The organism is Methylobacterium sp. Leaf361, from assembly GCF_001424445.1.
Classification (GTDB): Bacteria; Pseudomonadota; Alphaproteobacteria; order Rhizobiales; family Beijerinckiaceae; genus Methylobacterium.
Window position 1 is genome coordinate 17,609 of record NZ_LMPY01000001.1, and the last position, 12,271, is coordinate 29,879.

Annotated in this window: 12 protein-coding genes; 11 read left to right on the plus strand and 1 reads right to left on the minus strand. The window is 72.5% G+C overall.

Annotated features, from left to right (window positions below):
• Positions 1–15: 15 nt before the first annotated feature.
• Positions 16–993, minus strand: a complete 978-nt coding sequence (locus tag ASG32_RS00120) for a beta-ribofuranosylaminobenzene 5'-phosphate synthase family protein (RefSeq protein ID WP_056521163.1) — start codon at positions 991–993, stop codon at positions 16–18.
• Between the two features lie 398 nt (positions 994–1,391).
• On the opposite strand from ASG32_RS00120, the gene ASG32_RS00125 reads away from it, so the two are divergent.
• From ASG32_RS00125 to pqqE, 11 genes are all read left to right on the plus strand, one after another.
• Positions 1,392–2,462 (plus strand): hypothetical protein, encoded by a 1,071-nt coding sequence (locus ASG32_RS00125; protein ID WP_056521165.1) that lies wholly within the window; start codon positions 1,392–1,394, stop codon positions 2,460–2,462.
• Positions 2,456–4,102: a formylmethanofuran dehydrogenase subunit A gene (locus ASG32_RS00130; protein WP_056521167.1), complete on the plus strand. Its 1,647-nt coding sequence runs from the start codon at positions 2,456–2,458 to the stop codon at positions 4,100–4,102. The genes ASG32_RS00125 and ASG32_RS00130 overlap by 7 nt, the downstream gene beginning before the upstream one ends.
• 27 nt (positions 4,103–4,129) lie before the next feature.
• A complete protein-coding gene (gene fhcD, locus ASG32_RS00135) occupies positions 4,130–5,077 on the plus strand; it encodes a formylmethanofuran--tetrahydromethanopterin N-formyltransferase (protein ID WP_020091835.1) in 948 nt (315 codons plus the stop codon).
• A gap of 3 nt (positions 5,078–5,080) precedes the next feature.
• Positions 5,081–5,875 carry a formylmethanofuran dehydrogenase subunit C gene (locus ASG32_RS00140; protein ID WP_056521171.1) on the plus strand — a complete coding sequence of 265 codons (795 nt, stop codon included), beginning with the start codon at positions 5,081–5,083 and terminating at the stop codon, positions 5,873–5,875.
• A gap of 84 nt (positions 5,876–5,959) precedes the next feature.
• Positions 5,960–6,166 carry a hypothetical protein gene (locus ASG32_RS00145; RefSeq protein WP_012317529.1) on the plus strand — a complete coding sequence of 69 codons (207 nt, stop codon included), beginning with the start codon at positions 5,960–5,962 and terminating at the stop codon, positions 6,164–6,166.
• A gap of 78 nt (positions 6,167–6,244) precedes the next feature.
• Positions 6,245–7,903: a HAMP domain-containing sensor histidine kinase gene (locus ASG32_RS00150; RefSeq protein ID WP_056521173.1), complete on the plus strand. Its 1,659-nt coding sequence runs from the start codon at positions 6,245–6,247 to the stop codon at positions 7,901–7,903.
• Positions 7,900–8,604, plus strand: coding sequence for a response regulator transcription factor (locus ASG32_RS00155; RefSeq protein WP_020091831.1), 705 nt, complete (start codon positions 7,900–7,902; stop codon positions 8,602–8,604). Before ASG32_RS00150 ends, ASG32_RS00155 begins: the two co-directional genes overlap by 4 nt.
• Before the next feature lie 224 nt (positions 8,605–8,828).
• Positions 8,829–8,918: a pyrroloquinoline quinone precursor peptide PqqA gene (gene pqqA, locus ASG32_RS00160; protein WP_012317526.1), complete on the plus strand. Its 90-nt coding sequence runs from the start codon at positions 8,829–8,831 to the stop codon at positions 8,916–8,918.
• 33 nt (positions 8,919–8,951) lie between these two features.
• Positions 8,952–9,851, plus strand: a complete 900-nt coding sequence (pqqB, locus tag ASG32_RS00165; RefSeq protein WP_056521176.1) for a pyrroloquinoline quinone biosynthesis protein PqqB — start codon at positions 8,952–8,954, stop codon at positions 9,849–9,851.
• Positions 9,852–10,037: 186 nt separating this feature from the next.
• On the plus strand, positions 10,038–11,123 hold the full coding sequence (pqqC, locus tag ASG32_RS00170; RefSeq protein ID WP_020091829.1) for a pyrroloquinoline-quinone synthase PqqC: 1,086 nt from the start codon (positions 10,038–10,040) through the stop codon (positions 11,121–11,123).
• Positions 11,120–12,265, plus strand: a complete 1,146-nt coding sequence (gene pqqE, locus ASG32_RS00175) for a pyrroloquinoline quinone biosynthesis protein PqqE (RefSeq protein WP_056521179.1) — start codon at positions 11,120–11,122, stop codon at positions 12,263–12,265. Before pqqC ends, pqqE begins: the two co-directional genes overlap by 4 nt.
• Positions 12,266–12,271 lie beyond the last annotated feature (6 nt).

Sequence of the window (12,271 nt, forward strand, 5' to 3'; positions counted from 1 at the left end):
CCCGGGGCGGCCAGCTCACGCCGGACCGGTTACCGAAGCGCCACCGTTGCGGCCCCGGGCGATGACGAACCGGAGGGGGCCGCCGCGATCGAGGCCGGCCACCAGGGCGCGGGCCTCCGCCTCGGACGGGACCAGCGCGAAGCCGGTCGGCCCCCAGGAGGACTGGCCGTAGCCCGCGACGCCCCGCGCGGCGACGCTGGCGAGCGCCTCCGCCACCGCGGCGCTGGCGTAGCGGCCGCCCTGATGGGGCGCGAAATGGTCGCCGATCAGCGTCTGGATCCGGGTGATGCCGGCGCCGAACCCCTGCGGCTCCGCCAGGGCGACGGCGGGCAGCACCTGCATCAGCGCGATCCGGCAGATCTCGGCGGCCTGGGCCTCGGGGAAGCGCGGCAGGTCGCGGAAAGCCTCGACCTCGCGCGTCCCGTGCACGCCGGCCATGCTCGGATCGAGGATCAGGACGATCCGCCAGGCCTCGGGATAGGGCAGGCGCGCGATGACCGGCGGCGGCCCGCCATCCGCGCCGCGGCCGCCGTCGACGATGAGGCCGCCCTCCGTGAAGGCGCACAGGCCGACGCCGGACCGGTTGCCCCGGTCCAGGGTCGCCGCGAAGGCCTCCGCCGCGAAGGGCTCGCCGTTGAGGCGCGCCATCGCGGCCGCCACCGCGAGGGCGAGCTGCGTGCCGGAGCCGAACCCGGCATGGGCCGGGATCACCCGCTCGACATCGATGGCGACGTCCCCGCCGCGCCCGAGATGGGCGGCGGCGGCCTCGACGTAGCCGCGCACCCGGTCGGATTCCGGGCCCGTGACGGTGGGCCGGGCGGCCCGCCGGGCGGTCAGGGCCAGGGACGGCGCGTCGATGGCCAGCCCGATGCTGCCGAAGCGCCGGCCGAGCCCGCCATGCAGGTCCAGGAAGCCGAAATGCAGCCGCGCCGGCGCCTCGACCCGCACGGTACCGTCCGCCGTCGCCTCGTTCCGTTCGGGGACCTCGCCCAACGCTCTTCCCTCGAATCCCGTCTCGAATCCCGCAGGCCCGGCCCCTGCGCGGCGCGCTTGTCACACGCGGCCCGGAACCGGGCAACGTGGACGCGCGCGGATCGTGCCCGCCGACGGCGCAGGACTGATCGATCGCGGAGAGCGCGCGCGGCGGTGAACCGATACCCGCGATTCACTTCCCGACGCGCATCGCCGCCGGACCCCCTTGCCGCGGTGCGCGGATGAAGGCAAACCTAGGCCCGCGACGGCGCGCCGAGTTTGCCGCCTGCCCGGACATGCCGGGCGGATGAGCCATTCCGATTCGGTGGGGAACCCTCGGGCTCGAGGGGCACCCGCTTCGTCCGGTCTTACGGCCGTCGCCCGCTCCGAAACCAAGCAAGAACGTTGCGAGAGGGAGCATGGCAGCCTGGGTGAAGGGTGGCGCGACGGACGCGGGCACCGCCATCGAGGCGGCCGCATCCCTCCTCGCCAAAGCGCGCGCGCCGGTGATCGCCGGCCTCAGCGCCGACGTGGCCGCGATCCGCGCGGCCTACGATCTCGCGGGGCGCATCGGCGCCTCCGTCGACACCGCCGGCGCGGCCGGCACCTACGCGGACCTCGGGGCGCTGAGCCGGGTCGGGGCGCTGACCTCGACACCCGCCGAGGCCGTCGGGCGCGCCGACGTGGTGCTGGTGGTCGGCGCCGCGCCCTGGCAGGCGCCGCTCCTGAAGCGCCTCGTCGACGGCAAGCCCGGCCGCGGTCGCGCCGCCGGGTCGGACCGCACCCTGCTGGCCGTCGGTGCAAACGCCACCGCGTCCCTGTCCTGGCCGGCCGAGGGCGGGCTGACCGAGGCGGTCGGCGTGCTGCGCGCCCACGCCCGCGGCCACCTCGCCGGCGATGATCTCCCCGGCCAGATCGCCGCGCAGCTCGCCGCCGCGCAGTACGGAATCCTCCTCTACGACGCCGCCGAACTCGGCGAGGTCGGCATCGAGATGCTCCAGGGCCTCGCCATGGAGCTCAGCGAGACGACGCGCTGCTTCACCCTCGCGGTCGGCGGCACCGGTCAGGACCGGGCGGTGGTGCCGGTCTCGGCCTGGCTCACCGGGCAGGCGCCGCGCAGCGGCTTCGGGTGCCGCGTGCCCGAGCACGATCCCTGGCGCTTCGACGCCGCCCGGCAGGTCGCCGCCGGCGAGGTCGACGCCGTTCTCTGGCTCGGCGCCGTCCCGGTGTCGCGCCCGGACTGGCTGTCGAACGTCCCCTCCGTCGCGCTGGTCGCGGACGGTGAGGCCGGAGCCGCCGAGGTGGTGATCGCGGTTGGCCAGCCCGGCCGCGACCACGGCGGCGTGTTGTGGAACGAACAGCGCGCCGCGCTGACCTTCTGGCCGGCCTCGGCGCCGTCGGATCTGCCGTCGGCCGCGTCGGTGCTGGGCGCCCTGAAGGAGCGCCTGGTCACGGGCCCGGCCGCGTCGAGGAGTGAACCCGCATGCTGAGCGTGATCCGGGGCGGGCGCGTCGTCGATCCGACCGCGTCCCGCGATTCCGTGGGCGACGTCTGGATCGAGGACGGCCGCGTGATCGATCCGCCGGGCCGCGAGCCCGACGCCGTGATCGACGCCGCGGGCTGCGTGGTGATGGCGGGCGGCGTCGAGGTGCACTCGCACATCGCCGGCGGCAACGTGATCACCTCGCGGCTGCTCCTGCCCGACCTCTACGTCAGCGAGGCGGCGCCCGACGGCCATCCCTTCGCCCACGCGGGCGGGGCGGCGGCCTGGATCGGCTCGACCTACGCGCGGATGGGCTACACCACGGCCGTCGAGCCGGCGATGCCGCCGACCCACGCGCTGGGCACGCAGCTCGAGCTCGCCGACATCCCGCTGCTCGACCGCGGCGCCCTGACCGTGATGGGCAACGACGACCAGCTCCTGCAGCTCCTGCGCGAGCGCCAGGGCGGCAACGCCGTACGCGACCTCGTCGCCCTGTCGGTCGCCCAGTCGCGCGGCCTCGGGGTCAAGTGCATCAACGCGGGCGGTGCCTCGGCCTTCAAGGACGGGGCCCTGCGCCTGTCGCTCGACGACGAGATCCCCTGCTACGGGCTCTCGACCCGGCAGATCATGGGCTCGCTCCTCGACGCGGTCGAGGAGATCGGCGTCCCGCACCCGCTGCACGTCCACTGCAACAACCTCGGCCTGCCGGGGGCCGACGACAGCTTCATGGCGACGCTCGACGCGGCGGAGGGACGGCGCATCCACTTCGCTCACGCGCAGTTCTACGCCTACGGGGCGGTCGACCCGGCCAATCCCGGCACCGGCGGCTTCCGCTCGGCCGCCGAGCGGATCGCGCAGGCGATCGCCGACAACCCGAACGCCACCCTCGATATCGGGCAGGTCGTGTTCGGCCAGACCGTGACGGTGTCCCTCGACATCCTCCGCCAGTTCGCCGGCCGGAAGGGCGCCAAGCCGAAGAAGTGGGTCCTGAACGCGGGCGACGCCGAGGGCGGCGGCGTGGTGCCGTTCCTGTACCGGCCCCGGGGCCCGACCAGCTCGCTGCAATGGGCGATCGGCCTGGAGATCATGCTGCTCTCCACCGACCCGGAGCGGACGATCCTGACCACCGACCACCCGAACGGCGGCCCGTTCACCCAGTACCCGCGCATCATCCACCTGCTGATGGACAAGTCGGAGCGCGACCGCGAGATCGCGACGCTGCCGAGCGTGGTCGGTGAGCGGTCGAGCCTCCCCGGGCTGGAGCGCGAGTACACGCTCTCGGAGATCGCGCAGCTGACCCGGTCCGGACCGGCGAAGCTCCTCGGCCTCGCCGACCGGGGCCACCTGCGGGCCGGCGCCCGGGCCGACGTCGCGGTCTACCGCGACGACGCGAACCGCACCGCGATGTTCACCGCCGCCAAGCTCGTCCTCAAGGACGGCGTGCCGATCGTCGAGGACGGCGAGGTCGTTGAGTGGCGCGCCGGCCGCACGCTGTCGCTGACCGTCGAGTCCGACAAGGCCATGGCGAAGCGCGCCGACACCTACCTCACGGAGCGGTTCGGCGAGGGCCTCGACAGCTTCGCCGTGCCCGACGCGGCCTTCGGCGAGGGCCGGGAGAACTTCGAGGCGGTGCCATGCCGGGCGTGATCAGCGGGGCGAGCCGCGGGAAGTACGATGTCTGACCTCACCCTCAACGGCATCCCGGTCGTCGACACCTTCGCGGAGGCGTTCGACGTGGCCGGCACGGCCATCATCGTCACGAATGACACCGCCAAGTGGGCGATGATCGCCGCGACCACGATGACCGGCTTCGCCACCTCGGTGATCGGCTGCGGCGCCGAGGCCGGCATCGACGCCGAGCTGTCGCCCGAGGAGACGCCGGACGGGCGGCCGGGCGTGCGCATCCTGCTGTTCGGCTTCGAGCCGAACGGCCTCAAGGACCAGCTGATCAAGCGCGTCGGGCAGTGCATCCTCACCTGCCCGGGCACCGCCTGCTACGCGGGCGTCGACGGGCCGACCAAGATCAAGCTCGGCGGCGCGATCCGGTACTTCGGCGACGGCTTCGCGGTGGCCAAGCGCCTGCCCGACGCCACCGGCAAGGCCCGGCGCTACTGGCGCATCCCGGTGATGGACGGCGAGTTCCTCTGCGAGGACTCGGTCCGGGCCGTCGACGGCGCGGTCGGCGGCGGCAACCTGCTGTTCCTCGGGCGCAATCACGCCGAGACGCTGAAGGTCGCCGAGATCGCCGTCGAGGCCGCCAAGGCGGTCCCGGGCGCGATCCTGCCGTTCCCGGGCGGCATCGTCCGCTCCGGCTCCAAGGTCGGCGGCCGGACCAAGGGCATGATGGCCTCGACGAACGACGCCTACTGCCCGACCCTGAAGGGCCGTGCCGGCTCGGCGCTCCCGGCCGAGTGCGGCGTGGTGCTGGAGATCGTGATCGACGCCCTCACCTCGCAGGGCGTGTCCGACTCGATGCGCGCCGGCCTGCACGCCGCCACCGAGATCGGCGGCAAGCACGGGCTGATCGCCGTCACGGCCGGCAATTACGGCGGCAATCTCGGCCGCCACCACTACCACCTGCGCGACCTGATCGCGCGCGACAGCGCCAAGCCGGAGGGCTGAGCCGTGAGCACCCTCACCCTGCGCGCGGCCCCGCCCGAGCGCCTGGACCTCCTGAACGTCAACCCTCGGGCGCTCAGCCGCCTGTCCCAGGGCGAGGCCGAGCGCCTCGAGATCGGGACGACCCGGACCGGCGTGCGCCTCGGCGACTGCTTCGCGGTCGCGCTGGACGGCTCCGACACCCTGACCATCGAGGGCGGCCACGAGCGCCTCGACCGGGTCGGGGCGTCGCTGTCCGAAGGTACGATCCGGGTGACCGGCGATGTCGGCCAGCGCCTCGGCGCCGGCATGGCGGGCGGCAGCCTGACCGTCACCGGCCATGCCGGACCCTACGCGGCCTCCGGTGCAACCGGCGGCACGATCACCGTCGAGGGCGATGCCGGGGACTATGCCGGTGGCGCGGTCTACGCCGCGAAGGCCGGCCTCGACGGCGCGACGCTGATCATCCGCGGTAGCGCCGGCGCCCATCTCGGCGATCGGATGCGGCGCGGGACGATCGTGGCCGGGCGCGCGGGCGCCTTCGCGGGCTCGCGCATGATCGCCGGCACCCTGGCGGCGCTCGCGGTGGGCGATCATCCCGGCTTCGGCATGCGCCGCGGGACGCTCCTCGTCGGCAGCCACGGCCGGATGTCGCCGACCTTCGTGGAGACCGGGACGCACGACCTCGTGTTCCTGCGGCTGCTGGCCAAGGCCCTGCGCGGCCTGAGCGCCGAGCACGCCGACCTCCTCGGCAAGCCGCTGCGCCGCTATTCCGGCGACCTCGCGACGATCGCCAAGGGCGAGATCTGGGTCGCGGCCTGACGCCGCCTGGGCAAGGGGCGTGGACGCGTCCTATGCTCCCCGCCAAGCCGGCCCGCACGAGGCCGGCAGCCCGGGGAGGCGCCCATGCTGCTTCTGCTGTCGATCTGTCTCGTCGCCCAGCCCTCGACCTGCCGCGAGGACCGGATCGAGATGTCCTTCGAGAAATCGAGCCCCTTCGTGTGCCTGCGCAACTCGCAGAGCGCGCTCGCGACGTGGCAGGCGGCGCATCCGGAATGGCACGTGGAGCGGTGGCGCTGCGCCGCGAAGGGCAGCCTGCCGAAGGACCTGTGACGGGACCTTGGTTCGGCGCCCCGGCGGTGCCATGCTCGGGCCCGCCTGCACGGCGGGATTGAGGGCGGGACGGGGACGATGCGCTCGCTGAAGGTCCGCTTCGCGCTCCTGCTCGGCGGCACCGCCATCGTGGTGATGCTGGCCGCCGCGGCCGCCTTGGCGGCCATCGGGGCGGCGGAGCGCACCGTCGACCGGACCCTCGAGGCCCAGCGGCGCCTGGAGCTGCTGGCCGAGCTGTCCGGCCGCCTCACGCAGTTCGGTCTCGCGGCGGTGGAGACCGTTGGCAATCCCGACGGCCAGCCCGAGGCGATGGCGATCGCCCGCGACAACGCCGACCGCGCCCTGACCACCGTGGACGAGGCGCTCGCCAAGAGCTTCCCGCCGAGCGACGACCCGGCCGACCGGATGCAGTACGCCGCCCGCACCCGCCCCATGGCGCAGCTGCGCGCGGCGCGCGCCGTGCTGGACCGGCAGGTGTCGCTGATCAGCCGCCAGACCGAGCCGGAGCGGCGTCAGGACGCGATCAAGGGCGCGCTCAACGGTTTCGGTGCCATGACCGGTCAGCCGCTCTCGTTCCTGATCGAGGCCGAGCGGCGCAGCATGGCGCTCGGCTCCGAGGAGGCCCGGGCGCTCTCGGAGCGCCTGCGGGTGGCCGCCGCCGCCGCGGTGGCCGCGGCCCTCGTGCTGCTGGCGATCCTCTACCGCGGCGTCACCCGGCCGACCCTGGCCCGCATCGAGGAGGTCCGCCGCGCCGCGAGCGCCATCGGCCACGGCGCCCTGGACACGCGCCTCTCCGTCGCCACGCGGGACGAGCTCGGCCTGCTCATGACCAACGTCAACCGCATGGCCGCCCGCCTCGCTCGCCGGGAATCGCGGGTGGCGGCCGACAGGGCGGCGCTGGAGGACACCGTGGCGGCCCGCACCGCCGATCTGCGCGCCGCCAACGCTCGGCTCGAGGCCGTCGATCAGTCCCGCCGCCGCTTCTTCGCCGATGTCAGCCACGAGCTGCGCACGCCACTGACGGTGATTCTGGGCGAGTGCGACCTCGCCCTGCGCGGCGCGTCCCGGGGCACCGATCCGGGACCGGTCTTCGCGACGATCAAGAAGCGGGCGCAGCGCCTCAAGCTGCGCGTCGAGGACCTGCTGCGCGTCGCGCGCTCAGAATCCGGCGAGATCGCGTTCGACAAGCGCCGCCTGGGGCTGGCCCAGGTCCTGGCGGAGGCGGTGGACAACATGAGTTCCGAGGCGGCGCGGCGCCGGGTGGGCCTCACCCTCGATCCCGGCTCCCGCGACGTCGAGAGCCTCGCCGACCGCGAGTGGATGCGCCAGACCGTCGAGAGCCTCGTCGACAACGCGCTCCGCCACGCCGCCGGCCTCACCCGGGTCGAGGTCGCCCTATCGGCAGGGCCCGGACCGGTCGGACGGATCACCATCACGGATGACGGACCGGGCTTCGGCGCGTCGGAGGACGCGCTGTTCGAGCGCTTCAAGCGCGGCTCGGGCGCCGGACCGGACGAGACCGGGTTCGGCATCGGGCTCGCGCTCGCGCGGTGGATCGTGGAGCAGCACGGTGGCACGATCCGGCTCGGCCCCGGGCCGGACGGGCGCGGGGCCCGGGTCACCCTGGACATCCCGGCCTGCGATCCGGCATGGGAGACGGGCCCGGTCGACGGCGCTGCCGTTGGCGCCCAAGTGGGCGCCCAACTGGGCGCGCAGGTGAAGGAGTCGGCCGCATGACGCGGATCCTGATCGTCGAGGACGATATCGACATCCGCGGCCTCCTCGCCCGAGGGCTCGAGGCCGAGGGATTCGAGGTCGGGACGGCGGCCTGCGTCGACGAGGCCCTGAAGGCGGCCCACGACCCGGCTCCCGGCGCGGTGCTGCTCGACATCAACCTCCCGGACGGTTCGGGCCACGACGTCTGCCGGTCCCTGCGCGAGGGCGGCTTCCCGGGCGCGATCCTGTTCCTCTCGGCCCGCGACGAAATCCGCGACCGGGCCGAGGGCCTGGCGCTCGGCGCCGACGACTACATCATCAAGCCCTTCGAGTTCGACGAGCTGGTCGCGCGCCTGCGGACCCACCTGATGCGCCGGGAGCAGGCGGAGGCGCCGCGCTCGCGCATCACCGCCGGCAAGCTGATGCTCGACCTCGAGACCCGGCAGGCGAGCTGCGGCGAGGCGAGCGCCCGCCTCACGCCCCGCGAGGCCGACCTGCTGGCCATGCTGATGGAGAATATCGGCAAGCCGGTCTCGCGCGCCGACATCTTCGACCGGCTGTGGGCGAGCCAGGGCGGGCTCTCCCTCAACGTGGTCGACGTCTATATCGGCTACCTGCGCTCCAAGATGGCCGATTTCGTGCGCTACGGCGGGCCCGGCCTCGTCACCGTGCGGGGTAAAGGATTCATGCTGGAACTGCGCGGTCCCGACTTCCGGCAGTAGGCCCCTGTACTTTAGTCGCAGGCCCGCCCATTTCGTGATGGTTTCCGGACGCTTAGGAAGTCTCTCACGAAAAATTTGGGAGGATCCGGCAACTTAGTGCTTGAAGCCCGCGCGTGAATCGTCGATACCTCTCCGGCGCCGGAAATGAGAGCGCCATCAGTGTCTTAGGGTCCTCTTAGGAACCGCGCGGCACTCGGTGTAGATGTTGCCTGAGGAGAAACACCATGAAGTGGGCTGCCCCGATCGTGTCCGAGATCTGCGTCGGCATGGAAGTGACGAGCTACGAGTCGGCCGAGATCGACACCTTCAACTGAGTTTCACGGGCCGGGGATCTCGGGAGCCGCACCATGCGCGTCGTGATCCTCGGTTCCGCGGCCGGCGGCGGCCTTCCCCAGTGGAATTGCCGCTGCCCCATCTGCACGCTGGCGCGGTCCGAGCCGGACCGGGTGCGGCCCCGGACCCAGTCGAGCATCGCGGTCTCCGCGGACGGGTCGGACTGGCTGCTGATCAACGCCTCGCCGGATATCCGGCAACAGCTCTTCGATAATGCACAGATGCATCCGCGCGAGGGTCTGCGCCACTCGCCGATCCGCGCCGTGCTCCTGACCAACGGCGACGTCGACCATGTCGCGGGTCTCCTGACCCTGCGCGAAGGTCAGCCCTACACGCTCTACGGCACGCGCGGGATCCTCGATTCGGTCAATGCCAACCGCGTCTTCGACGTGATGGCCGAGGGCGTCGTCGCCCGTCAGCCGATCGGCATGGACCAACGCTTCGAGCCCCTCCCCGGCCTGGCGGTCACCCTCTTCTCGGTTCCCGGCAAGGTGCCGCTCTGGCTGGAGGACGAGACCATGCAGATCGGCGCCGAGACCGAGACCACGGTCGGCGCCCTGATCGAGGCCGGTGGCCGGCGCCTCGCCTACATTCCCGGATGTGCCCGGGTGACGGACGGTCTGCGCGCGCGCATCGCCGGCGTGGACGCGCTGCTGTTCGACGGAACCGTCCTGCACGACGACGACATGATCCGGGCCGGCGTCGGCACCAAGACCGGCTGGCGCATGGGTCACGTGCCGATGCGCGGCGAGAACGGCTCGATCGACGCCCTGGCTTCGGTCGAGATCGGGCGCCGCGTCTTCGTGCACATCAACAACACGAACCCGGTCCTGGTCGAGGGCTCGCCGGAGCGGGCCGATGTCGAGGCGGCCGGCTGGACCGTGGCGCATGACGGGCTGGGTCTGACGCTCTAGGGCGGGGCGCCGACGGCCTGCCGTATTGCGGCGCCGCGGCCGAATGCGCGGCCGACGGTCGCCGTCGACCGTTGGGCGCTCGGGGGGACGGCACTATATCGTGGCTGAGCCCGGACAGTCGCCCCGCGCACGAGGGCGGGATCGGAACACAGGAAACGCGACCTGAGGACGGACGCCGGACACGCCATGAACGCCATTTTCCCGACCCCCGATGCCGCCGACAGCCAGCGTCTCCTGAGTCCCGAGGAACTGGAGGCGGCCCTGCGCGACATCGGCGCGCGCCGCTACCACAACCTGCACCCGTTCCATCGGCTGCTGCACGACGGCAAGCTGTCGAAGGACCAGGTCCGGGCCTGGGCGCTGAATCGCTACTACTACCAGGCGATGATCCCGGTGAAGGACGCCGCCGTGCTGGCGCGGATGACCGACGCGTCGCTGAGGCGGATCTGGCGCCAGCGGATCGTCGACCACGACGGCGACCACGAGGGTGACGGCGGCATCGAGCGCTGGCTCAAGCTGGCCGAGGGCGTCGGCTTCGACCGCGACTACGTGCTGTCGACCCGCGGCATCCTGTCGGCCACGAAGTTCTCGGTTGAGGCCTACGTCCACTTCGTCTCCGAGCGGACGCTCCTGGAGGCGATCGCCTCGTCGCTGACCGAGATGTTCTCGCCGACGATCATCTCCGAGCGCGTGGCCGGGATGCTGAAGAACTACGACTTCATCACCAAGGACACGCTGGCCTATTTCGACAAGCGCCTGACCCAGGCGCCGCGGGACGCGGACTTCGCCCTGGACTACGTGAAGCAGCACGCCACGACGCCGGAGCTGCAGCGGCAGGCGATGGCGGCGCTGACGTTCAAGTGCACCGTGCTGTGGACGCAGCTCGACGCCCTGTACTTCGCCTACGTGGCCCCCGGCATGGTCCCGCCGGACGCGTGGCAGCCCGGCGAGGGTCTGGTGGCCGAGGCGTCTCAGGCCAAGCCTGGAGCGGCCGGCGGGAAGATGGCGGCCGGCGACCGTCCGCGGCTGCCGCGCGGCGTCCGGCTGCGCAACGACGAGACCCGCGGCAAGTGGGTCCTGCTCGCCCCCGAGCGCACCTTCGACCTCGACGACAACGCCGTGGCGGTCCTGAAGCTCGTGGACGGCGCGCGGAGCGTCGCCGACATCGCGGACGAGCTGGGCAAGACCTACGCGGCCGATCCCCGCGCCATCGAGGCCGACATCCTGGTGATGCTCGACGGCCTCGCGGAGAAACGGGTTCTCGAGCGATGAACGCGCTGACGCCGAACCGCCCCGATGCGCCGGCCCCGGTCGGTCTGCTCGCCGAGCTGACCCACCGCTGCCCGCTGCGCTGCCCGTACTGCTCGAACCCGCTCGAGCTCGACCGGCGGTCGGGCGAGCTCGACACGCAGACGTGGCAGCGCGTGCTCGGGGAGGCCGCGGCGCTCGGCGTCCTGCACGTGCACCTGTCCGGCGGCGAGCCGACGGCGCGCAACGACATCGTCGAGATCACCAAGACCTGTGCCGATCTGGGCCTGTACTCGAACCTGATCACCTCCGGCGTCGGCGGGGCGCTGGGCAAGCTGCAGGCGCTCTACGACGTCGGGCTCGACCACGTGCAGCTGTCGGTGCAGGGCGTCGACGCGCAGAACGCCGAGAAGATCGGCGGCCTGAAGAACGCGCAGCCGCAGAAGTTCGAGTTCGCCGCCAAGGTGGTGGAGCTCGGCCTGCCCCTTACGCTGAACTCGGTGATCCACCGCGGCAACATCCACGAGGTGGCGGGCTTCATCGATCTCGCGGTGAAGATGGGCGCCAAGCGGCTCGAGGTGGCGCACACGCAGTATTACGGCTGGGCCTACGTCAACCGGGCGGCGCTGATGCCCGACAAGGCGCAGGTGGACGAGTCGATCCGGATCGTCGAGGCGGCCCGGGAGCGCCTGAAGGGCCAGCTCGTCATCGACCTCGTCGTGCCCGACTATTACGCGAAGTACCCGAAGGCCTGCGCGGGCGGCTGGGGCCGCAAGCTGATGAACGTCACGCCCCAGGGCAAGGTCCTGCCCTGCCACGCGGCCGAGACGATCCCGGGTCTGGAGTTCTGGAACGTCAACGACCGCTCGCTCGGCGAGATCTGGCGCGACTCGCCGGCCTTCACGGCCTATCGCGGCACCGACTGGATGAAGGAGCCCTGCCGCTCCTGCGACCGGCGCGAGAAGGACTGGGGCGGCTGCCGCTGCCAGGCGCTCGCGCTCGCCGGCGACGCGGCCGCCACGGACCCGGCCTGCTCGCTCTCGCCGCTCCACGCCAAGGTGCGGGCGCTCGCCACCGAGGAGGCGGCCGAGAACCCGCCCGACTACGTCTACCGGACGATCGGCAGCAACGTCCGGTCGCCGCTCAAGGAGGAAGTGAACTCGTGAGAAGTC